The following is a 22,001-nucleotide window of genomic DNA, read 5'->3' as shown; positions in this document are numbered from 1 at the left end:
GTGCAAGCAAACGACCGCACCGATGCGGTGGACACGTACTCCCGCCTGTTCCGGCTCGACGGCCGCAGGGCTGTCGTGGTGGGCGCGGGCAGCGGAATCGGCCGCGAGAGCGCCCTGGCCCTCGCCGCGCACGGCGCCACGGTGGTGTGCGCCGACCGCGACCTGACGGCGGCCACGGAGTCGGCGTCGATGGGGCCGGGCCTCTCGGCGTACGCCCTCGACGTGCTCGACGGCGAGGCGGTCGCGCGTGCCGCCGAGGAACTCGGCCCCGTCGACGTGCTCGTCTTCACCGCCGCGACGAACGTGCGCAAGCCCCTGCTCGACTACACGGCGGAGGAGTTCGAGCGGGTCGTGGCGCTCAACCTGCGCGCGTCCTTCGACCTGGTGCGGGCGTTCGGCCGTGGCATGGCCGAACGCGGCAGGGGAAGCATCGTCGGCTTCAGCTCGATCCGCGCGGTGGCCGTCGAACCGGGACAGGGGGTGTACGCGGCCACGAAGGCCGGCCTCGTCCAGATGCTGCGGACCGCGGCGGCCGAACTGGGCCCGTCGGGCGTGCGGGTGAACGCCGTCGCCCCCGGCGTCGTGGACACTCCGCTCACCGCGCAGATCAGGGCTGTGCCGGAATGGTCGGAGGCCTACGCGAGCAAGAGCGCCCTGGGCCGCTGGTCCCGGCCCGACGAGCTGGCCGGTGCCGTCGTCTACCTCGCGTCGGACGCGTCCTCGTTCGTGACGGGCAGTCAGCTCTTCGTGGACGGAGGCTGGACGGCGATCGACGGACGCTTTACGCCGCCCAACTGATGTAAGGACGATGCCGCCGGGGTGACCCGGCGGCATCAGTCATCAGGCACCAGTCATCAGTCGATGCGCTCGAAGGGCTCCTGGATTCCTTCGTCCGGCGCGACCGTGAAGACGACCTTCTCGAATCCTCCGGTGAACGCGAATTCGCCGTCATAGCTGGGCGAGGAGGGCGACAGCGTGTCCCGGCCGACGTCGAGGCCCTGCCAGCCCAGGAAGTGCGGGAGGACCCGCGGAATGTCGCCGGTGCCGACCGGCTTTCCTGACACGTACAGGTGACCGACGCCCCGCATGTCGCCGGTCTTGACGAATTCGAAGGTCAACTCCGCCGGGCCGGTGGGCAGTTCTTCCTCCGAGGCCACCGTGTAACGGGTGCCGAGGAAGTTGTACTCGTAGACCAGCCGGTTGTCCTTGATGTACAGGACGTATCCGCTGCTGATGCTGCCCAGGGACACGAGGACGCCCTCGTCCGACGCGGCGGCCCGGTCGACGAACGCGGTGATGCGGTGGCCGCGGTTCATCACCGGTGGTACCGCGGCGACGGGCAGATGGGCCATGCCGGGGTAGTAGGTGAAGGTGGTGCGGTTGCGCGGAGAGCCGGGACGCGGAATCTTCGCCCGGTAGGCGAACCCCTGGTCGTCCAGCGGAAGCACATCGTATTTACCCGCTTCCACCCAGAAGCGCGCGACCATCTTCTGCAGTTGCTCGGGCATCTCCTGCGCCAGGTCGTTGCATTCCGAGAAGTCGCTGTCGTGGTGGTAGAGCTCCCACTGGTCCGCGTCGAAGGACGATCCGCGTTGGTGGAAGGCGACGGCCTTCCACCCGTCGTGCCAGATCGCGCGGTGCCCGAACATCTCGAAGTACTGGGCTTCCTTGCGGGTCGGCGCGGTCGGCGCGTCGAAGGTGTAGCCCATGCTGACACCGTGGATCGGGAGTTGCGGGATGCCGTTGTGGACCGAGGGAGCCTCGAGACCGAGCAGTTCGAAAAGGGTCGGGACGATGTCGGTGACATGGTGGAACTGCTGCCTGACCTCGCCGGTGCGCGGCAGCCCCCGGGGCCAGTTCACGATGAGCGGGCAGCGGACGCCGCCTTCGTGGGTGTTCTGCTTGTAGCGCTTGAACGGCGTGTTGCCCGCCTGCGCCCAGCCCCAGGGGTAGTTGGAATGAGCGCGGGTGGTACCGATCTCATCGATCCGCGCCACCATCTCGTCGAAGTCCTCGGCGACACCGTTCTGGAACGCGGTGGGGTTGAGCGACCCCTTCTGCCCGCCTTCCTGGCTGGCCCCGTTGTCCGAGAGCAGGATGGTGATGGTGTTCTCCATCTGGCCTATCCGCTCCAGGAATTCCATGAGGCGGCCTATGTGGTGGTCGGTGTGGTCGACCATCGCCGCATAGGCCTCCTGGAGGCGTACGGACAGCTTCTTCTCGTCGTCCGACAGTTCGTCGAAGGGAACGACCCCCGGGTTGCGCGGCGCCAGTTCGGTGCCGGGTGGCAGGATGCCCCGTTCGATCTGGCGGGCGTGGCGGGTGGCGCGCTCGGCGTCCCAGCCGTGGTCGAACCGGCCCCGGTACTTCTCCAGGTATTCCTGGGGAGCCTGGTGCGGGGCGTGCGCCGCGCCGAACGCCAGGTAGAGGAAGAAGGGCTTCTCCGGGGTGACCGACGTCTGGTCCGTGACGAACTCGATCGCCCGGTCCACCAGGTCCTCGCTGAGGTGATAGCCCTCTTCCGGGCTCTTCGGCGGAGCCACGGCGTGGTTGTCGTGGAAGAGTTCCGGATAGAAGCTGTCCGTCTCGGCTTCCAGGAATCCGTAGTAGCGCTCGAAACCACGTCCCAGCGGCCACTGGGTGTACGGCCCGGACGCGGTGGTCTGCTCCATCGGCGCCAGGTGCCACTTGCCCACCGCCATGGTGTTGAAGCCGGCGTCGCGCAGCACCTCCGGCAGTACCGCGGCGGACTTGGTGATCTGTCCGCGACCGCTGGGGAAGCCGGTGTCGAAGTTGGACAGCATGCGCATGCCGACGGAGTGGTGGTTCCGGCCGGTCAGCAGGGAGGCGCGGGTCGGCGAACACAGCGTGGTGGTGTGGAAGTTGGCGTAGCGAAGGCCGTCGGCGGCGAGGGCGTCCATGGCCGGGGTGTCGATGTCCGAGCCGAAACAGCCGAGGTCGGAGAAGCCGACGTCGTCGAGCACGATGACCACGACATTGGGCGTGTCTGCGGCAGGCCCCTGCTGATCGGGCCACCACGGCGTCGACTCCTCGTAGGTGGTGCCGATTCTGCCTTGGAAAGTACTGCGTACTTGGAAAGCACTGCGGAAAGTACCGCTCTCGGGCGGCGGATACGGAGAGGCGTTGGTCATCCAGGACGCTCCTTCCCAGTCAACTGGTCAAACCAGTTGACTGGGTGCAAGTCTGAACTCCCGCTATTTGGGTGTCAACCACAGCTATCTCATGCGGAGGGCAGGTCCGCCGCGCAGCGGAACCCCATGTGTCCGGTGCTGCTGTCGGGTGTGTTGGACGTGCGGGCTGCGACGCGGTAGCGGTTGCAGTACGACGCATGGCACAGGTAGGAGCCGCCGCGGATCACCTTCGCCTCCCCGGTGGGAGGTCCGGCCGGGTCCTCACGGGTCTCCGGGCGGTCGGCCGCGTGCCAGGTGGTGCTCCACCAGTCGGAGCACCATTCCCACACGTTGCCCGATGTGTTGTACAGGCCGAGGTTGTTGGGCCGGTAGGTCTTGACGGGCGCGGTTCCCAGATACCCGTCCTCACCCGTGTTGGTCTGCGGGAACCGCCCCTGCCAGATGTTGCAGCGGTGCTGTCCCCGGGGCAGGAGTTCGTCACCCCAGGGAAAGCGGGAGTGTTCCAGACCGCCTCGTGCCGCCCTCTCCCACTCCGCCTCCGTGGGCAGGCGCTTGCCCGCCCATGCCGCGTAGGCGGACGCGTCGCGCCAGGACACGTGGACGACAGGGTGGTTCGACAGATCGGTCCATGACGACCCCGGCCCGTAGGGGGCCCGCCAGCACGCTCCGTCCACCGCGAGCCACCAGGGCGCCTGCGCCACCGTGCCGTCCCGCACCAACTGCCGGGCGTCGGGGTGGACGAGTGCGTAGAACACGAAGGACCAGCCGTAGCGCTCAGCGTCGCTCTTGTAGCCGCTGCTGCGTACGAACGCCGCGAACTGTCTGTTGGTGACGGTGGTCGCGTCGATGAGGAACGGCGACAGCCGCACCGCCCGGACCGGCCCTTCACCGTCCTCGGGAAACGCGTCGGCGTCGTCGCCTCCCATCAGGAACGTCCCTCCGGGGACGCGCAGCATGGCGCGCAGCGCCTGCGCCCGGTCCCGCTCCGGGGCCTGGAGCCGTGCGCCGGACGGCTCGGGTGTCTCCCGGTCACCCCCTGAAGTGGGGGCGCAACACGCGCTGGACATCGCTCCTCCGACCGCGGCTGCTGTGCCTCACCCGACCGACCAGGCAATCGTCCGCGGGTTCGAGAGTACGGCCCGCCGGGTCGGCCCCGAACGGCGGATCGGGTGAAAAATCGGTGCATACATCGGTCGAATCGCAAACCCTCCGCAGGCCGAGCGCTCCCGGACATGACAGTTCACCTGCGCGTACACCTCCGCCACCAGCGCCTGAGCCTCGCTCCGATTTCTGATACGTCGGAGGTCTTCCCCTGTCCCCCAAGTGCCTGCACCATGCCAGGTAGTTCACCATCAGGAATGGGAGGCATCTACGTGACCGTGACGCCTGAGAACGGGATCTCTCGAAGAGGTGTGATCGGTACGGCCGCCGCAGTCGCCGCGGTGGGCTGGTCGGCGGGGTCCGGCACCGGCTGGGCGGCGCCCCGCGAGACCGGCGGAACGGAGGGGCTGCACGAACGGATGGCCCGGGCCGCGGCTCTGCGCTGGCGGCGGATGCCCGGCGACTGGAAGGACGGCCCCTTCCTGAGCAACGGCCTGCTCGGGGTGCAGGTCTACCGAGGTGCGACGGCCAACTCCGTGAAGGTCATGGTCAGTCACAGCCAGGTGCAGGACCAACGGCCACAGTGGCGTGCTCCGTACGGATTCTCCCGGTTGCCCATAGGGCACTTCGACCTCACGCTCGCCGGTGAGGTGACAGACGTCGACTGGACCCTGGACCTCTGGGACGCCGAGCTGCGCGGCACCGTCACCACCACACGCGGGAGCGTCCGCTTCTCGATGCTGGTGCACAACGCCCGTACCGCGCTGCTGATTTCCACCCGGCCCAGTGCGGGCGAGGAGGATGCGGCCTGGTCGTTCACATGGATGTCCGCGACTTCTCCGCGCACGAAGGACAAACCCGCCGACTACACCGGCAACCCCGATCCCACCGTGGGCACCGCCGGAGACACCGGGTACGTGCAGCAGCCGCTGATCGCGGGCGGAGGGTGGACCACCGCCTGGCGCGAACGGCGCGTCGGCAGCGGCAGACTATTGGCCGCGCACATCGTCTACCGCTTCCCCGAGGACCTGTCGGGCACGACGGAGCTTGCCGTCGCCGAAGTGGCCCGCACGCTCTCCGCGGACCCGGACGATCTGGTGCGCGAGCACCGCGCCTGGTGGCACCGCTTCTACCGGCGCAGCCTGCTGTCCGTACCCGACAAGCGCATTCAGGACTTCTACTGGATCCAGCTCTACAAGGCCGCCTGCGCCACCCGGGCCGGCGGGCCCTCGATGTCCGAATGGGGGCCGTGGTACCCGGAGACCGGCGGCAGTTGGACCGCCGTCTGGTGGAACCTCAATGTGCAGATCGCCACCTGGCTGATCCAGGGGTCCAACCACCTCGAACTGGACTCCGTCACCTCCACCTTCAAGGACTTCGAGAAGAACCTGCCGCTCTCCGTCCCGCCGGAGTACCGGGACGGGCAGACCTACGCCCTGGCCCATCCCTCCGACTGGCTGCTGCGCCCCGGCGCCAAGACCGTCGGCATCCCCGGCACGTCCACCAAGACCGACAACAACGGCAATCTCATCTGGGCCATGCACAACGTCTGGCTCAGCTACCGCCACACCATGGACGTGTCGATCGTGCGCGACGTCCTCTTCCCGATCCTCGTCAAGGCGGTGAACTTCTACGACCACTTCCTGCGCGAGGGCGGCGACGGAATGCTGCATCTGCCGCTCACCCGGTCGCCCGAGTGGGCCGACGCCGAGGACTGCGTCTACGACCTCTCCCTGCTCCGCTGGGGCTGCGCCACCCTCCTCGACTGCCTGCGCGTTCTGCGTACGGACCATCCACGCGCCGCGCGCTGGCGGGAGATCCTCCAGCGCCTGGTGGCCTACCCGCGGGACGCGACCGGGGTCATGATCGGCGCGGGGAAGCCGCTCACCGAGTCCCACCGCCACTTCTCGCACATGCTGTGGCTGTACCCGCTGCACGAGCTGAGCTGGGACCGCCCGGCCGACCGGGAGATCATGCGGACCACCTTCGACCACTGGGTCAAGGACCGCGGCCTGTGGGCGGGTTACAGCTACGCCGTCGCCTCGTCGATGGCCTCCGTGATGGAACGGTCCGAGGAGGCCCTCGACTTCCTCACCTTCTTCACCGGCGGCAACGTCGTCAACAACGCCTGGATGACCCCGAACACCATGTATGTGGAGGGCGGGAACCTCGCCACGGAGAGTCCGCTGACGGCGGCTCAGTCGGTCCTCGACATGGCCGTGCAGAGTCATGGCGGGGTGGTACGGGTCTTCCCCTCCGTGTCCCGGCGCTGGCCGGACGCCTCCGTCCAGGGCCTGCGCACCCAGGGTGCGTTCCTGGTGGACGCGGACCGCTCGGGTGGCCGGACCCGGTGGGTGCGGGTGCACAGCCAGGCGGGTGCTCCGCTCGTGCTGCAGCACGGCATCGACGGGGCCATCGACGTACGGGACGAGCGTGGGCGGCGCCTGCGCTACCGGGACACAGCGGCCGGCCGTATCGAGGTTCCGCTCCGCTGGGGAGAAACGGCCGTCGTTGCCCGGCGCGGCACCGCCTTGGACCTCGGCCCGCGTGACGTACCGGCCGTCGGAGACTCGAAGCCGTGGGGACTTCCGGAGTTTTCGTGACATGCGTCACAGCTTCTCCGCTACTAAGCATGCGGAATAGTTGATGCCACTCAGTCGACATAGGGGACTTGTCCGGCTTGAGTCAGTCCCCCGTCGCGCCGGTCCTGACCTCCGCAAAGACCCTCGGAAGCCGAACCAGCACCCTCCCGTACTCCTGGCAAGGGCTCTCCAGAACTACGAAGCAACGTAGTAGGCAGGCCCCTTTGTGCTTCGTGTGAAGCCGTCCTAAGAATGGCGGCCCGCAGGACCTTTCCGCAGTTCAGGAGGGGTCCTGCGGGGAGCCGGCCGCGCAAGGACGCTCGGCGAGTACCGAATGGGGTCATGTATGGGGAAGCATCGCCAGAACAAGCATTACCGGCGCATAGTCATCGCCGCGGTCGCCGTCGGCACCGTGGCTGTGCCGTCCGTCGCCATGGCCTGTGGCGACTGGCAGGACAGCGGAGGACATCGTTCCTACGACTGGGAGAGGAACGGCGCCAAGGACTGGCGGCACGGCCACGACCGGCACACTCCGACCCCCTCCGCAGACACCCGAAGGACCCACGCACCCAAGCCCAAGCCCAAGAAGACCACGACGCCTTCGCGCACCGCGAACACCGCGAAGCCCAAGGCCACACCCAAGCCCAAGCCCAAGAAGACCACGCCTTCCAGCACTCCGAAGGCCACCGCCACGGCGTCCGGCGCCAACACTCGCATCGTCGAACTCGTCAACGCCGAGCGGAAGAAGGCCGGTTGCTCGCCCGTGACTCCGGACGCGACCTTGACCAAGGCCGCACAGGCACACAGCGAGGACATGGCGGCCCACCGGAACATGTCGCACACCGGCTCCGACGGATCTTCCCCGGGCGACCGGATCACCCGTGCCGGCTACACCTGGCGCACCTACGGCGAGAACGTCGCCTATGGTTACACCACTCCCGAGCAGGTCATGGCGGGTTGGATGTCCAGCCCCGGCCACAAGGCCAACATCCTGAACTGCGCGTTCAAGGAGATCGGCGTCGGTCGCGCACAGCCCGGCAACTACTGGACCCAGGACTTCGCAACCGCCCGATAGGCGACAACAGGGCCAGAACGGCCTCCGACCTGCAACAAAGCTGGTCGGGACGACAGGATTTGAACCTGCGACCCCTTGACCCCCAGTCAAGTGCGCTACCAAGCTGCGCCACGTCCCGATGCGCTACCGCGGGTGCCCCGCGTGATCACGCACGTCAACCCTACCTCACATGGACAGGAGATCTCCTCTCCCGGTCCCCGTTCGGCATGAGCCTGTGGTGGGGTGGGGAAGATCCGGCACGGGTCTGTCGGCCGACGGAGCGCGTCGCGGGGAGCTGATGGGTGTGGAGACGTCCTGGAGTGGGTCGGGCAAGGTCGAGGTGCGGCCCGTCGCCGGGTACATCGGGGCCGAGATTCACGGTGTCGACCTGGCCGGTCCTCTGGCGGACGAGGTCGTCGCGGAGATCCGGGCGGCGTTGCTGCGCTGGAAGGTGGTCTTCTTCCGGGAGCAGGAGCTCGACCACGCCGGGCACGTCGCGTTCGTCCGGCGCTTCGGGGAGCCGATCACGTTGCGGTCCCGCGGCTCCGCCTCGCCCGCGGACTTCCCCCAGGTGGAGACGACGGCCGACCGGCTGGAGCTGGCGGGGCGCCACGGTATGTCGCACGCGGAGTGGCTGGAGCGGCGGCGCCACTCCACGCTGCGCGGCTGGCACGCCGACCACACGGCACGGATCGACCCGCCGGCCCTGACGGTCCTGCGCGCCGAGCGGGTGCCGCCGTACGGCGGGGACACCACCTGGGCGAATCTGGCCACCGCCTACGCGGGACTGTCCGAGCCCGTGCGGAGATTCGCCGAGGGGCTGCGTGCGGAACACCGGCTCGGGGTCGGTTACCTGCCGCGCTCCGGTCCCGACGCGTACATGCTGCACCTCCAGGACCATCAGGTGGCGTCCGCCCACCCGGTGGTCCGCGTGCACCCGGAGAGCGGCGAGCGGGTGCTCTACGTCAACCCGTACTACGTGGAGAACATCATCGGTGTCTCTCGGGCCGAGAACCGGCTGCTGCTGGAGATGTTCGTGGAGCAGGTGACACGGCCCGAGTACACCGTCCGTTTCCGCTGGGAGCCGGGCAGCGTGGCCATGTGGGACAACCGCGCCACGATCCACCTGGCTCCCAGCGACACCGCCCACCTGGACTTCCCCCGCATCATGCACCGGGTCATGACGGCGGGGGACGCTCCGGTCGGGGTGGACGGTTCGCCGTCCGAGTCGATCAGCGGGGCGCCCCTGCACCAGCCGTCCGCGCCCTAGGGTTTCCGGTACGGCCGGTGCCGGAGTGCTGTCGCCCGGCTGTCAGGCGTTGGGGTCGAACGCGATACCGGACGGCTTGGCCGCCGACAGGTGGGAGTTGAAGTTCGCGTCCTTCAGGCCGAAGTTGGCGCTGCCGAAGTCGTACGCGCTCAACTTGTCGCGCAGGCCCGAGGGGTAGCCGTTCCAGCCGACCAGCGGCGGGTACTGCCAGGTGCCCTTGGCGTTCTCCGGCGGTTCGTCGTTCGCGTTCGCGGGGCGGAAGGCGTGCGTACTGGCGCCGTCCTTGTGGTACACGATCTTGGGGTGGTTGCCGTCCCAGCGGATCTGGTCGCGGGTGTAGACGTTGAAGCTGCCGTGGGCCGAGGTGGAGACGTACTGGGCCTGGCCGTTCTGCACCCACACCACGACGTGCTCCCAGTCGTGGCGGTGGCCTCCGATGCCGCTGCCGGCCACGGCCTGGTCCTTCTCGAAGTACAGGCCGTACATCACGGCGCACCAGCCGTTGTTGCACTTGTAGCGGACGTAGCCGTTGGTGTTGTCGAGGTCCGAGGCGTCGTGACACTCGCCGCCCAGGGCACCCGTCGGGTTGAGGCCGCCATTGACCGTCCCGTCGGGGCCGATGGCGGGCGTCGGGTAGCAGCCGTCCGTGTCGTAGTCGTACGCCGGCTGCCATGTCTGCTCGGTGGTGTCGGCGTTGGCGGGCAGGGCCTGGGGCGGGGCCGCGAGCGCGCTGCCGGGGAAGGCGATCACCAGAGCCACAGCGCTGCCGGAGATGACGGATGCTCTGCGGAGCCTCCGCACACGCGTCTTCAATGTGTCCTCCTGGTTCGGACGTGGGGGAAGTGGAGGGAGTGAGGGAAGTGGGGGGTGAGAGCATTCCAGCAGGATTGACATGCCCAGAACAGTGTCGGTCAACCTCGTTGACGCGTCGAAGATCAACGGGTGTCAGGGTGATGACGGGTCAGCCAATAGACGGGCGTGCGATCACGTCAGCGCCGTTCCGCGCGGTGCTGACAGGTTGATCATCCGACGGCACAATGGCGGACGGTTCGGAAGGGGGAGAGACATGAGTGGCGAACAGAGACTGACGGGCCGGCTGGACACCTCCGTGGCGCACAACGCCCGTGTCTGGAACTACTGGATCGGCGGCAGGGACAACTACGAGATCGACCAGCGGGTCGGCGAGCACGTCGCCTCGATGTTCCCGGTGATCCGGGACATCGCCCGCGCGGACCGCGAGTTCCTCGGCCGGGCGGTACGGTTCCTGGCCGAGGAACGTGGAGTACGCCAGTTCCTCGACATCGGCACGGGGATGCCCACGGCGGACAACACCCACGAGATCGCCCAGCGGATCGCGCCCGAGTCGCGGATCGTGTACGTCGACAACGACCCGGTCGTCCTCCTCCACGCACGCACCCTGCTGACGGGCACGCACGAGGGCGTCACCGACTACATCGACGCCGACCTGCACGACCCGGACACCCTGCTCGAACGCGCCACACGGACACTGGACTTCACCCGGCCGATCGCGGTCATGATGCTGGGCGTCCTCAACTTCGTCCTGGACACCGGCACGGCCCGTGACATCGTGCGGCGGATCATGGCGGCGGCGCCCTCCGGCAGCTTCCTCGTCCTGACGCACCCCACGGCCGACGCCGACCTCGGCGGCGAGGGCCAGGTCCCGGCCATGGAGTTCTGGAACGAGAACGCCACTCCGCCCATCACCGCCCGCAACCGCGCGGACGTCACGGCGTTCTTCAATGGACTGGAACTGCTCGACCCGGGGCTGGTGGCGTGCTCGCACTGGCGTGCCGACTCCGACTCCCCCGTCGTGGTACCGCAGTTCGGGGCGGTCGCCGTGAAACCCTGAGCCCGAGCAGCGCGCACGCGAGGAGGACGTATGACGACCCTGGCCGATCCCGTCCCCGGCGGCCGTCCGAGAGATGTCGGGCGGGCCAGGGCACAGGCCAAGGACCTGTCCACGAAAGGCGTGCACGGTGTCGTCCTCGCCTACGTCGACACGGCGGGCATCTGCCGGGTGAAGACCATCCCGGTGTCCCGGCTCGCCTCGGCGTCTGCCTGGGGTGTCGGGATGTCGCCGGTGTTCGACACCTTTCTCGCGAACGACTCCATCGTCTCGACCGACGTGCTCGGCTCACCGGACGGCGACCTGCGCCTCTACCCCGACCTCGACCAGGTCGTGGCCCTGTCGGCCCAGCCCGGCTGGGCCTGGGCCCCGGTCGACCGGATCACCCAGGAGGGAGCGCGGCACCCGGGGTGCAGCCGCACCTTCCTGCGCCGGATCGTCACGGACGCGGCCCAGCGCCACGGCATCGAGTTCAAAGCCGCTTTCGAGGTCGAGTGGGCCGTCGGGCAGGCCACGGCACCCGGCGACACCTTCGTCCCCGGCACCACGGGCCCGGCCTACAGCGCCACCCGGCAGGTCGAACTGAGCGACTACACCCTGGAGTTGCTGACGGCGTTCGCGGAGCAGGGCGTCGACGTCGACCAGATCCACCCCGAGTACGCGACCGGCCAGTTCGAGATCTCCGTGGGCGCGCTGGACCCGGTGGCCGCCGCGGACCGCAGCGTGCTGGTGCGGCAGACCATCCGCGCGGTGTCGCGACGCCACGGACTCAGGGCGTCGTTCTCGCCGGCCGTCCTCGCCGGGAGCGTCGGCAACGGCGGGCACGTCCACCTCTCCGCGTGGCGTGACGGGTCGAACCTCCATGCGGGAGGCGATCGGCGGTACGGCATGACCGCCGAGGCCGAGTCGTTCGCGGCCGGCGTCCTCGCGCACCTCCCGGCACTGACGGCGGTCACCGCCCCGTCCCCCGCCAGCCATCTGCGGCTCAGACCCTCGCAGTGGGCGGGGGTGTTCACAGCCTGGGGGCGCGAGACCCGCGAGACCGCGGTGCGTGTCATCACCGGGATGACGGGCCGCCAGGACCAGGAGGCGAACCTGGAGGTCAAGCCGGTCGACCTGGCCGCCAACCCCTATCTCGCCCTCGGCTGTCTGATCGCCGCCGGGCTCGACGGCCTGGAGTCGGCCGCGGCCCTGCCCGAGGAGATCACCGGGGACCCGGCGCGGTTCGGCGCCGAGGAGGCGGCGGCACGGGGAGTGCACCGCCTGCCGACGTCCCTGGCGGAGTCCGTCGAGGAGTTCCGCCGGGACGAGGTGCTGCGCACCGCGCTGGGGCCGGTCCTGGCCGACGCCGTGATCGCCGTGCGTCAGGGCGAGTTCGAGGCCGTGGCGGGACTGGACGACGAGCGCGTGGCGGCGGCGTACCGGTGGACCTACTGACGCCATGACTCCTTCAGCCCCCGCCCCCGGCCCGGTCTACGAGGCCCTCGCCGGGCTGCGGCTCGTGGACCACCACTGCCACGGGGTGGTCACCGCCGATCCGAGCCCGGAGCGGTTCGCGTCGCTGATCACCGAGGGCGCCGCGTGGCCCGGCAGCGGAATCTCCCCCTTCGACACCCCTGTCGGCGTGGCGATCCGTCGGCACTGCGCTCCGGTTCTGGACCTGCCGCGGCACGCGTCCGCCGCGGAGTACCTGGCACGGCGGGCGGAGCTGGGCTCGCGCGAGGTGAACCGGCGGTTCGTCACGGCCGCGGGAACCGACGTGTTCTGCGTCGACACCGGGTACGCGCCGGACGACGTCACGACATCCTGGGAACTCGCCGCTACGGCCGGTACCGCCGACGCGTACGAGGTCGTCCGGCTGGAGAGCGTCGCCGAAGCCGTGGCGGCACAGGGCGTGGAGCCGGGCGAGTACGCCACCGCCTTCCACACCGCCGTACAGGACGCCGTGGCGCGGCGGCACGTCGTGGCGGTGAAGTCGGTGGCCGCCTACCGCACGGGGTTCGACCTGGACCCGGGCCGCCCCTCCGACGCGGACGTCACGGCGGCGGCCGCGCGCTGGCTCGGCGCTACGGGAACGGCTCCTCGGCTGGACGACCCCGTACTCGTCCGCCACCTGCTCTGGACCGCCGTCGACGTCGGGCTCCCCCTCCAACTGCACGTCGGCTTCGGGGACAGCGACATCCGGATGCACCGGGTGGACCCCACCCACCTGACCGACTGGCTGCACCTGACCTCCGGCACCGTCCCGGTCCTGCTGCTGCACTGCTGGCCCTACCAGCGCCAGGCCGCCTACCTGTCGGCGGTCTTCGAGCAGGTGTACCTCGACGTCGGGCTCACCCTCCACCACGTCGGCCCGACGCGGGCGCGGGCGGTACTGGAGGAGGCACTGGAGGTCACCCCGTTCCGCAAACTGCTGTACAGCTCGGACGCGTACGGAGTGGCCGAGTTCTACCACCTCGGCTCCCTGACCTTCCGCCAGGGCTTGGCCGACCTGCTCCAGTCCCGGGTGGACACGGACGAGCTGAGCCTGCCGGACGCTCTCCGCATCGCGGAATGGACGGGCCAGGAGAATGCCCGCCGGGTCTACTTCGACGAGCCTTGAGGGCACCTTCCTGACTCGGGTGCGCCCAAGGCCTTTAGGGGCGCGGGGAACTGCGCGACAAGCCACAACAAACCCGCACCCAGCCACCTCCCCCAACCCGGCAGACGAAACCCCTGACCACCCACATCAGTCCGACCCCAGACCGTCGATCAGCCGATTCAAGAAACGGGCGAACGTGGCTTCGGGGTCCTGCGCCCGCCCAGGCGCCGCAAGCACACCCGCAAGCTCCGGATGCCGCCCATCCGCAGCCATCGCAGCCAGATAACGCGCCTCCGCCGCCACCCGCGAGGGCGACCGCGCGACCGACGCCTGCGCCAGCTCATGCGCCACATGCCCCGCCACAAACCCCGTGAGCTGAGCAAACACCTCCAACTTCGCCGCGCCATCAAGCCCGGTCGGCCGCAACGCGGCAAGCGCGCGCTCCAGGAAGGCAAGGGTGTTGGGACCGGGAACGCGCCGGGTGGACAGGGCGGCGGGCAGCCACGGGTGCCGCAGCATGAGCTCACGCTGGAGGTGGGCGACCTCCCTCAGGTCGGCGCGCCAATCGCCAGTAAGACCGGAGGCCGTCGGCAGTTCGCCGCTGACGTGGTCGACCATCAGCTCCAGCAGCGTCTCCTTGTCGGGTGCGTAGCTGTAGAGGGACATGACGCCCGCTCCGACGCGTTCGGCGACCCGGCGCATGGTGACCGCTTCGAGCCCTTCCGCGTCCGCCAGGGCGACGGCCGCTTCCGTGATCGCCTCGCGGCTGAAGGCGGGCCTGCGGCCTCTGCGGGGCTGGGCGGGGCCGAGCCAGAGTTGTTGGGGGTCGACGCCCGTGGCGCCTGACCCGCCGTCACGGGTCACGGTCCTCGCGTTCCTCTCCTCGTCACTGCCGCCCTCGTCATTGCCGCCCTTGTCGACGTCGGCTGTCGGTGTCATCCAAGCATGCTCTATTCTCGTACAACGTACGGAAATAGAGAAGGGGCTGCCATGACATCACGCATCCATGACACCGCCGGCGCCTCGTCCAGGCGGGCCTGGACGCCGCCGGCCGGCAAACCGCCGTTGTCCTCACGACTGTTGCGGGCGACCTTTCGCGGCCTTCCGGCCAAGCGGTACGAGGTCGGGTGGGAGCCGGAGCTGACGGTCCCCGGCGCCGACGGCAGCCCGCTGGTCACGGACCACTACTTCCCGCGCGCCGAGGGCGACTTCCCCACACTCCTCGTCCGCTCTCCCTACGGCCGGGGCATACCGTGGTCCCCGATGTACGGCGTGCTCTTCGCCGAACAGGGCTTCCACGTGGTCCTGCAGAGCTGCCGCGGCACCGGAGGCTCGGGCGGCACGTTCGACCTGTGGCGCAACGAGGCCGACGACGGGCAGGCCACGGTCTCCTGGCTGCGGGACCAGCCCTGGTTCACCGGCACCCTGGGGACGATCGGCACCAGCTATCTGGCCTACGTGCAGTGGGCGCTGGCCCTGGACCCGCCACCGGAGCTGAAGGCCATGGTCGTGCAGGTGGGTCTGCACGATCCCTACGCCCTGTTCCACTCGAACGGTGCGCTCCGGCTGGACAACGCCCTCGCTGTGGCCGCGGGCATGACGTACCAGCACCGGGGGCTCCTCCCGTTCGTGAAAGCGACCCTGCGTCTGAAGCGCCGACTGCGCGAGATCACCACCGCCCGGCCGCTGCGCGGGGCGCACGTGTCGGCCCTCGGCGACGAAGTGCCCTGGCTGGACGACGTGATGACGCATCCGGACGCCGACGACCCGTACTGGCACGGCGCGTCCCTGGCGGCGGCGGCCGACGGGCTGAGCGTCCCCACCGCCCTGACCACCGGGTGGCACGACGCGCTGCTCGACCAGTCCCTGGAGCAGTTCGGCCGACTGCGCCGGGCCGGATGCGAGACCTCCCTGCTCGTCGGCCCCTGGACCCACACCTCCGCGATGCAGCAGGGCTGGCCCGAGGTGTTCACCGAGAGTCTCGCCTGGCTGCGTGCGCACCTGTGCGGCGACCCGTCCGGTCTGCGCTCCACAGCGGTGCGCGTACACGTCGGCGGCGACGACACCTGGCGGGACCTCGAAGAGTGGCCGCCGACGCCGGCCGCCGCCACCGCGTGGTTCCCGACTCCGGACGGACACCTCGTCCAGCAGGCACCCACGGATCACGGCCCCCTGGCCTCCCTCCGCTACGACCCGGCCGACCCCACTCCCTCCGTCGGCGGTCCAGTGCTCTCCCCCGACGCCGGGCCCCGCGACAACGGCACCCTGGAGGCCCGAGCGGACGTCCTGACGTTCACCGGTCCCCCGCTGACCGAGCCCGTCGACGTCGTCGGCCCGGTCTCGGCGCGGCTGACCCTCTCCACCGACACCGGGCACACCGACGTCTTCACCCGCCTGTGCGACGTGGACGCACAGGGCCGTTCCGTCAACGTCTGCGACGGCCTGACCCCGGTGCGGACGTCCGGCCAGGCTCCGTCCGAGGTCACCGTGGAGATGAGTTCCACCGCCCACCGGTTCGCCGTCGGCCACCGCATACGCTGGCAGATCAGCGGAGGCGCCCATCCGCGCTACGCGAGCAACCCCGGCACCGGTCAGTCGCGGGTGGAGGCCGTCGACTTCACCCCCGTACACATCACGCTCCACGGGGACTCGGCTTTGCTGCTTCCTCGTTGAGGGACGCGGCCCGCGACACCGGCCCGGAACACGAGGGAGTCCGTCAGCGCAGGGCTCCCTTCGTGGCGTCGGCGATGAACCCGCGCGCGAAGAAGGTGAACACCAGCACCAGCGGGATGACCGCCAGCAGCACCCCGGCCATCACCATGCTGTAGTCGGTGGAGTGGCCGGCGTACAGCTGCGCCAGCGCCACCTGGAGGGTGAGGCGGCTCGGGTCGACCAGCATCACCAGGGGCAGGACGTAGTCGTTCCAGGCGGCGATGAAGGTGTAGATGCCGAGGAACGCCAGCGCCGGGCGGACACAGGGCAGCACGACGTGCCAGTACTGACGGAAGAAGCCGGCGCCCTCGATCCGGGCGGCGTCCAGCAGTTCGTCGGGGACACCGGTGCTGGTGTACTGGCGCATCCAGAAGATGCCGAAGGCGTTCGCGGCGGCCGGCACGATGAGCGCCTTGAGCGTTCCCAGCCAGCCCAGCTGCACCATGATCTCGTACTGCGGGATGATCGCCAGCTGGGTCGGCAGGATGTACATCGCCAGCAGCAGCCCGAACAGGAACTTCTTGCCGGGGAACTCGTACTTGGCGAAGGCGAAGGCGGCGAGCGAGTCGAAGAACAGCACCAGCAGTGTCGTACAGACCGCCACGGTCACCGTGTTGAGCAGCGACCCGAAGAAGTCCATCTTGTCGAACAGGTGCTGGATGTTGGTCAGCAGGTTGCCGCCGAACCACAGCTTCGGCGGGTAGCTGTAGATGTCCTGCGAGGTGTTGGTCGCCATGACGACGATCCAGTAGAACGGGAACACCGAGATGACGACGCAGATCATCAGGACGGCGTGGACGCTCAGGCCCCTGAGGCGTTTGCGGTTCTGGCTGTTCACGGCCGTCGCTCCTTACGCTGCACCAGGCGCCAGTTGATGACGACGATGAGCAGGATCAGCAGGAAGAAGGCCCAGACGATCGCGGCGGCGTAACCGAAGTCGTTGTTGTCGAAGGCCTGGTGGTAGAAGTACAGCAGCGTGGTCAGACCCGCCTGGCCCGGCCCTCCGGAGTTGGGGTTGGTGGAGGCGTCGCTGCCGAACAGCACCTGGGGCTCGGTGAAGCTCTGCAGGCCGGTGACGGTGGAGATCACCACGGTGAACAGGATGATCGGCCGCAGCAGCGGGATCGTGATCGAGAACAGGATCCTTGCCGGGCCCGCACCGTCCATCCGGGCGGCCTCGTAGAGCTCGGAGGGGATCGCCTGGAGGCCGGCCAGGTAGATGATCGCGTTGTAGCCGGTCCACTGCCAGGTCATCAGCGCCGCGATGACCAGTTTGATCGTCCACTCGTTGCTCATCCAGGGCACGGCCGACAGATGCAGCCCCTTGAGGATGGCGTTGATGAGGCCGAAGTTGTTGCTGAAGACGGCGCCGAAGAAGATCGCGATCGCCACCAGCGAGGTGATGCTGGGGATGAACAGGGCGACCCGGTAGAAGCCGGTGAAGCGCTTGGTGGAGTTCACCAGCACCGCCAGCAGCAGCGCCATGAAGAGCATCGGCACGGTCGACAGCACCCAGATGACCAGGGTGTTGCGCAGCGACATCCAGAAGATCGGGTCGTCCCACAGGAACCGGAACTGCTGGAACCCGACGAACTGCATGTCCCCGATGCCGTCCCACTTCTGGAACGCCAGGTACACCGTGTACAGCATCGGGAAGAGCATGAAGACGGAGAAGAGCAGGTAGTACGGCGAGACCGCCAGGTACTGCGGCCAGTACCGGGCGATCCCGCGCCGCGGCCCGCGCCGGGCCACGGCCGACACCGGCCGGACCCGGCGCCCGGGCCGCCCCGGGCCACGGCGGTGGCCCGGGGACGGCTGCCCGGTGGGGCCGGTGGCGGGTCCCGAGGACGGACCGGTGGGAGCCGGACCGGCTACCGGGCTTGACGACATGTCACTTCACTCCCTGCCGCTGGGCGATCTGCTTGCCCTGGCTGACCGCGTCCTTCCAGGCGTCGTCAGGGTCCTTGCCCTTGGCCTCGATGGCGGTCAGCTGGTTGAAGTAGGCGGCCGAGACCGCCGCGTCGGCCGGGGCCTCGTAGGCGGCGGGGATCTTCTCGGCCGCCGGGCCGAAGATCTCGATGGTCTTCTGACCGCCGAAGAAGGCGTCGCCCCCGGTCAGCGCGGGCAGCTTGTACGCGGCCGGGGCGGTCGGGAACAGGGCCGCGTCGGTGAAGCCGCGGGCCTGGTTCTCGGGGCTGAGGATCCAGGTGATGACCTTGAACGCCAGCTCCGGGTTGGCGCAGGTCGCGGGCAGCGCCAGGAAGGACCCGCCGAGGTTGGAGGGCCCGCCCGGCAGGCTCGCCACCCGCCACTTGCCCTTGGTGCCCGGTGCCGCGTTGGAGATGTCCAGCGCGTGCCAGGCGGCACCTATCTCGGTGCCAAGGGTGCCGTTGCCGATGGCGGCGTTCCAGGTGTTGTCGTTGATCTTGGCGTCGATCTTGAGGGTGTAGGGCTTCACCGCGGTGGTCCAGGCGGTACGGATGTGGTCCTGGTCGCCGATGAACTTGTTGTCCTCGTCGATGAACCGCTTGGTGCCCTGGCCGATCATCATCGAGAACACCGAGCCGATGTTGTTGATGAGGAAGGTCTTGCGCAGGGCCTTGTGCAGCTCGACGCCGGCGTCGAAGTAGTCGTCCCAGGTGGACAGCTGGGCGGAGACCTTCGCCGGGTCGGTGGGCAGCCCCGCCTTCTCGAAGAGGTCCTCGCGGTAGAACATCGCGCAGGGGCCGATGTCGATCGGGAAGCCGATGAGCTTGCCGTCCTGGCTGGTGGCCTGCTTCAGCTTCCACGACAGGTAGTCCGGGGCCAGCTTGTCGGCGCCGAGGGTGTTCAGGTCGATGAAGCGGTTGGCGTTGGGCAGGAAGGAGGCGATGTCCTCGCCCTTGAGGCCGGTGATGTCGGGGGCGGACGCGGCGGACTTCAGACCGGTGAGCAGCTTGGTCTTGAAGTCGCCACCGATCACGGACGTCTTCAGGGTGGCGTCGGAGAAGTGCTTCTTGGCGTCGGCCACGACCTTGTCGCTCAGGCCGCCGGCCCAGTACCAGAACTTCAGGTTCTTGCTGTCCTTGCTGCCCGATCCTGAGCCGCCGCCGCACGCGGCGGTCAGACCGGCCGTCGCGGCGGTGAGCACGGCGGCCTCGAGGAAACGTCTGCGGGAAAGGTCCACGGTCTTCTCCTGGTGTTCGGCTTGTCCGGCAAGGACCTGCGAGTCGTGGGCGGCTGAGGGCGCGGCGGGGTTCCGGATGGCTGAAGATCGCCGGTATCCGTTGACGCGCCCCGCTACCCGGAACGTGGTGAGCTGGTCCTCTCGGACGGTGCCGATGCGTCGGGGCGGCGAAATATGCCTCTTCTCCGCTTCGGCTGACCGGAGTGGGGTCCGGGCCTGGCTCGAATTACGCAAGAGAGTGCACCCGGTGCGCGAGTTTGACAAGGGTCAAGCAGAGATCGAGACATTCATGCGCGACTTTGCTTGAGTTTGGCGAGTTCCCGAGTATGGTCAGCGCCATGCTCCCTGACCGAAGACATCAGCTGATCCTGCGTGTCCTGCGCGCGGACGGGCCCACCACGGTGGTCTCCCTGGCCGAGAAGGTCGGGGCGAGCCAGGCCACCATCCGGCGCGACCTGGTGCAGCTGGAGGAGGAGGGCCTGCTCAAACGTGTCTACGGCGGCGCGGCCCCCCTGGTCGGCGAGGACGATCCCTTCGCCGACGTGGCCGCGGTCCGGGTCGAGGCCAAGGACGTGTTGGCCGCGCGGTGCGCGGAACTGATCAGGGACGGCGAGACGGTGCTGCTCGACATCGGCACCACGGCCCACCGAGTGGCCCGCCATCTGCACGGCCGGTCGCTGACCGTGATCACGAGCAACCTGGCGGTCTACGAGGAGCTCCAGGACGACAAGGACGTCCAGCTGATACTGCTGGGCGGTGTGGTCCGGCGCGACTACCGCTCGCTGGTCGGTTTCCTCACCGAGGACAATCTCCGCCAGATCCACGCGGACCGGCTGTTTCTCGGCACCAGTGGAATACGCCCCGACGGCCAGGTGCTGGACACCACCGCCGTGGAGGTGCCCGTGAAACGGGCGATGATCGCCGCGAGCGCCCAGGTGGTCCTGGTGGCGGACGCGGGCAAGTTCCCCGGCACCGGAATGGCCCGGGTGTGCGGGCCGGAGGACCTCGATGTCGTGGTGACCAACGCCCCGGGGGACAAGGCGACCTGTGGCCGGCTGCGCGAGGCGGGAGTTGAGGTGGTCGAGGTATGAGACTCACGATTCTGGGCGGCGGGGGCTTCCGGGTCCCGCTCGTCTACCGGGCGCTGCTGGGCGACCGCGGCGAAGGACGCGTCACCGACGTCACGCTGTACGACCTGGACGCCTCCCGGCTGGCGACCATCCGCAAGGTCCTCGCCGACCAGGCGGCCGGGCACCCCGACCCGCCCACCGTCACCGTCACCACCGACCTCGACGAGGCCGTCACCGGCGCTGACTTCGTGTTCTCCGCGATCCGAGTCGGAGGGCTGGCCGGGCGCGCGGCGGACGAGCGGATCGCCCTGGAGGAAGGCGTCCTCGGCCAGGAGACCGTCGGAGCGGGCGGCATCTCCTACGGCCTGCGCACCATCCCCGTGGCCCTGGACATCGCCCGCCGTGTGGCGGCCCTCTCCCCCGACGCCTGGGTCATCAACTTCACCAACCCCGCCGGCATGGTCACCGAGGCGATGACCGCCCACCTCGGCGACCGCGTGATCGGCATCTGCGACTCCCCGGTGGGCCTCGGCCGCCGCGTCGCCGGAGCACTCGGCGCCGACCCGGCCCGCGTCCGCCTGGACTACGTGGGCCTGAACCACCTGGGCTGGCTGTGCGGCCTGTACGCCGACGGCCGGGACCTGCTGCCGTCCCTCTTCGCCGACGAGGCCGCCCTGACCTCCTTCGAGGAGGGCAAGCTCTTCGGCGCCGACCTGCTGCGCACGCTCGGCGCGCTGCCCAACGAGTACCTGCACTACTACTACTTCCACCGCGAGTCCGTCGGCTCCGCCCGGGCCGCCGAACAGACCCGCGGCGCCTTCCTGCACTCCCAGCAGCAGCGCTTCTACGACGCCATGGGCACCGACGGCACCGGCCCGTCGGCACCCCGCGCGGCCTGGCACGCCTGGGACGCGACCCGCCTGGAGCGCGAGACCACGTACATGGCGGAGAACCGCGACGCCGTCGGCATGGGCGAACGCGACTCCTGCGACCTGGAGTCCGGGGGCTACGAGCAGGTGGCCCTCTCCCTCATGCGGGCCATCGCCCTGGACGAGCGCACCGCCCTGATTCTCAACGTCCGGGGGCGCGGCCGTATCCCGGTCCTCGACGACGACGCCGTGATCGAGGTCCCCTGCCACGTCGACGCCAACGGCGCCCACCCCATCGCCGGAGCCCCGCTTCCCGACCACGGCACGGGCCTGGTGTGTGCGGTGAAGGCGGTCGAGCGCGCCGTCATCCGTGCCGCCGCCACCGGCGACCGCGCCCACGCGGTCAGGGCACTGACCATCCACCCGCTGATCGACTCGTACGCCGTCGCCAAGCGCCTGCTGGACGCCTACCAGCGCCAGTTCCCCGAACTCTCCTACCTGGACCGCTGAGCCGGTCCGGGGCCGGGGCCCGCGGTGCCGCTGTGCACTCCCTGGAGAGTGCGCGTGCGCTCGGCGG

The 22,001-nt window shown here is 69.3% G+C and carries 17 protein-coding genes and 1 tRNA gene; 10 read left to right on the top strand and 8 right to left on the bottom strand.

Annotated features, from left to right (window positions below):
* On the top strand, positions 1-798 hold the full coding sequence (locus FNH08_RS00755; protein ID WP_322723402.1) for an SDR family NAD(P)-dependent oxidoreductase: 798 nt from the start codon (positions 1-3) through the stop codon (positions 796-798).
* Positions 799-854: 56 nt separating this feature from the next.
* Here the strand turns inward: FNH08_RS00755 and FNH08_RS00750 are convergent, their stop codons facing one another.
* Together FNH08_RS00750 and FNH08_RS00745 are read right to left on the bottom strand one after the other, a co-directional pair.
* Positions 855-3,152 (bottom strand): arylsulfatase, encoded by a 2,298-nt coding sequence (locus FNH08_RS00750; RefSeq protein ID WP_152769247.1) that lies wholly within the window; start codon positions 3,150-3,152, stop codon positions 855-857.
* Positions 3,153-3,241: 89 nt separating this feature from the next.
* A complete protein-coding gene (locus tag FNH08_RS00745; protein ID WP_152769246.1) occupies positions 3,242-4,219 on the bottom strand; it encodes a formylglycine-generating enzyme family protein in 978 nt (325 codons plus the stop codon).
* A 306-nt stretch (positions 4,220-4,525) separates the two neighbouring features.
* On the opposite strand from FNH08_RS00745, the gene FNH08_RS00740 reads away from it, so the two are divergent.
* Complete coding sequence (locus tag FNH08_RS00740; protein WP_407704316.1) at positions 4,526-6,856, top strand: glycosyl hydrolase family 95 catalytic domain-containing protein; 2,331 nt, start codon at positions 4,526-4,528, stop codon at positions 6,854-6,856.
* 325 nt (positions 6,857-7,181) lie between these two features.
* Complete coding sequence (locus FNH08_RS00735; protein ID WP_152769244.1) at positions 7,182-7,910, top strand: CAP domain-containing protein; 729 nt, start codon at positions 7,182-7,184, stop codon at positions 7,908-7,910.
* Between the two features lie 41 nt (positions 7,911-7,951).
* Here FNH08_RS00735 and FNH08_RS00730 read toward each other — a convergent pair.
* Positions 7,952-8,028 (bottom strand) — tRNA-Pro (locus FNH08_RS00730).
* A gap of 159 nt (positions 8,029-8,187) precedes the next feature.
* Between FNH08_RS00730 and FNH08_RS00725 the strand changes: the two genes are divergently transcribed.
* Positions 8,188-9,159, top strand: coding sequence for a TauD/TfdA dioxygenase family protein (locus FNH08_RS00725; RefSeq protein ID WP_152769273.1), 972 nt, complete (start codon positions 8,188-8,190; stop codon positions 9,157-9,159).
* A 42-nt stretch (positions 9,160-9,201) separates the two neighbouring features.
* Here FNH08_RS00725 and FNH08_RS00720 read toward each other — a convergent pair whose 3' ends face one another.
* Positions 9,202-9,972: an NPP1 family protein gene (locus FNH08_RS00720; protein WP_228033776.1), complete on the bottom strand. Its 771-nt coding sequence runs from the start codon at positions 9,970-9,972 to the stop codon at positions 9,202-9,204.
* 253 nt (positions 9,973-10,225) lie between these two features.
* Here FNH08_RS00720 and FNH08_RS00715 point away from each other — a divergent pair, with 253 nt between their 5' ends.
* Genes FNH08_RS00715 through FNH08_RS00705 form a run of 3 tightly spaced genes read left to right on the top strand, consistent with a single transcriptional unit; the run spans position 10,226 to position 13,628 of the window.
* Positions 10,226-11,029 carry an SAM-dependent methyltransferase gene (locus FNH08_RS00715; RefSeq protein WP_152769242.1) on the top strand — a complete coding sequence of 268 codons (804 nt, stop codon included), beginning with the start codon at positions 10,226-10,228 and terminating at the stop codon, positions 11,027-11,029.
* A 30-nt stretch (positions 11,030-11,059) separates the two neighbouring features.
* Positions 11,060-12,463 (top strand): glutamine synthetase family protein, encoded by a 1,404-nt coding sequence (locus FNH08_RS00710; protein WP_152769241.1) that lies wholly within the window; start codon positions 11,060-11,062, stop codon positions 12,461-12,463.
* A 4-nt stretch (positions 12,464-12,467) separates the two neighbouring features.
* Positions 12,468-13,628, top strand: a complete 1,161-nt coding sequence (locus FNH08_RS00705) for an amidohydrolase family protein (RefSeq protein WP_152769240.1) — start codon at positions 12,468-12,470, stop codon at positions 13,626-13,628.
* A 126-nt stretch (positions 13,629-13,754) separates the two neighbouring features.
* Here the strand turns inward: FNH08_RS00705 and FNH08_RS00700 are convergent, their stop codons facing one another.
* On the bottom strand, positions 13,755-14,471 hold the full coding sequence (locus tag FNH08_RS00700; protein WP_322723417.1) for a TetR/AcrR family transcriptional regulator: 717 nt from the start codon (positions 14,469-14,471) through the stop codon (positions 13,755-13,757).
* Positions 14,472-14,597: 126 nt separating this feature from the next.
* On the opposite strand from FNH08_RS00700, the gene FNH08_RS00695 reads away from it, so the two are divergent.
* Complete coding sequence (locus FNH08_RS00695; RefSeq protein ID WP_152769238.1) at positions 14,598-16,280, top strand: CocE/NonD family hydrolase; 1,683 nt, start codon at positions 14,598-14,600, stop codon at positions 16,278-16,280.
* Positions 16,281-16,323: 43 nt separating this feature from the next.
* On the opposite strand, the gene FNH08_RS00690 is transcribed toward FNH08_RS00695, so the two are convergent.
* The 3 genes from FNH08_RS00690 to FNH08_RS00680 all read right to left on the bottom strand — a co-directional run bounded on the left by FNH08_RS00690 (position 16,324) and on the right by FNH08_RS00680 (position 19,485).
* Positions 16,324-17,103 (bottom strand): carbohydrate ABC transporter permease, encoded by a 780-nt coding sequence (locus tag FNH08_RS00690; protein WP_152769272.1) that lies wholly within the window; start codon positions 17,101-17,103, stop codon positions 16,324-16,326.
* A 50-nt stretch (positions 17,104-17,153) separates the two neighbouring features.
* Complete coding sequence (locus tag FNH08_RS00685; RefSeq protein WP_322723416.1) at positions 17,154-18,044, bottom strand: carbohydrate ABC transporter permease; 891 nt, start codon at positions 18,042-18,044, stop codon at positions 17,154-17,156.
* Positions 18,045-18,210: 166 nt separating this feature from the next.
* Positions 18,211-19,485: an extracellular solute-binding protein gene (locus FNH08_RS00680; protein WP_322723399.1), complete on the bottom strand. Its 1,275-nt coding sequence runs from the start codon at positions 19,483-19,485 to the stop codon at positions 18,211-18,213.
* A 338-nt stretch (positions 19,486-19,823) separates the two neighbouring features.
* On the opposite strand from FNH08_RS00680, the gene FNH08_RS00675 reads away from it, so the two are divergent.
* Both FNH08_RS00675 and FNH08_RS00670 read left to right on the top strand, forming a co-directional pair.
* On the top strand, positions 19,824-20,576 hold the full coding sequence (locus FNH08_RS00675; protein ID WP_152769236.1) for a DeoR/GlpR family DNA-binding transcription regulator: 753 nt from the start codon (positions 19,824-19,826) through the stop codon (positions 20,574-20,576).
* A complete protein-coding gene (locus FNH08_RS00670) occupies positions 20,573-21,934 on the top strand; it encodes a 6-phospho-beta-glucosidase (RefSeq protein WP_152769235.1) in 1,362 nt (453 codons plus the stop codon). Before FNH08_RS00675 ends, FNH08_RS00670 begins: the two co-directional genes overlap by 4 nt.
* Positions 21,935-22,001 lie beyond the last annotated feature (67 nt).

Source organism: Streptomyces spongiae (genome assembly GCF_009377185.1).
GTDB classification, from domain to species: domain Bacteria; phylum Actinomycetota; class Actinomycetes; order Streptomycetales; family Streptomycetaceae; genus Streptomyces; species Streptomyces spongiae.
Note: the sequence above shows the minus strand (reverse complement) of the source record. Positions and strands in the feature narration are given on the sequence as shown.

Bases quoted from the DNA above. Each gene is read 5' to 3' on its own strand.
- FNH08_RS00710 (WP_152769241.1), top strand. From the start codon at position 11,060: ATGACGACCCTGGCCGATCCCGTCCCCGGCGGCCGTCCGAGAGATGTC.
- FNH08_RS00735 (WP_152769244.1), top strand. From the start codon at position 7,182: ATGGGGAAGCATCGCCAGAACAAGCATTACCGGCGCATAGTCATCGCC.
- FNH08_RS00745 (WP_152769246.1), bottom strand. From the start codon at position 4,219: ATGTCCAGCGCGTGTTGCGCCCCCACTTCAGGGGGTGACCGGGAGACA.
- FNH08_RS00675 (WP_152769236.1), top strand. From the start codon at position 19,824: ATGCTCCCTGACCGAAGACATCAGCTGATCCTGCGTGTCCTGCGCGCG.
- FNH08_RS00715 (WP_152769242.1), top strand. From the start codon at position 10,226: ATGAGTGGCGAACAGAGACTGACGGGCCGGCTGGACACCTCCGTGGCG.
- FNH08_RS00670 (WP_152769235.1), top strand. From the start codon at position 20,573: ATGAGACTCACGATTCTGGGCGGCGGGGGCTTCCGGGTCCCGCTCGTC.
- FNH08_RS00725 (WP_152769273.1), top strand. From the start codon at position 8,188: ATGGGTGTGGAGACGTCCTGGAGTGGGTCGGGCAAGGTCGAGGTGCGG.
- FNH08_RS00705 (WP_152769240.1), top strand. From the start codon at position 12,468: ATGACTCCTTCAGCCCCCGCCCCCGGCCCGGTCTACGAGGCCCTCGCC.
- FNH08_RS00750 (WP_152769247.1), bottom strand. From the start codon at position 3,152: ATGACCAACGCCTCTCCGTATCCGCCGCCCGAGAGCGGTACTTTCCGC.
- FNH08_RS00695 (WP_152769238.1), top strand. From the start codon at position 14,598: ATGACATCACGCATCCATGACACCGCCGGCGCCTCGTCCAGGCGGGCC.
- FNH08_RS00690 (WP_152769272.1), bottom strand. From the start codon at position 17,103: ATGATCTGCGTCGTCATCTCGGTGTTCCCGTTCTACTGGATCGTCGTC.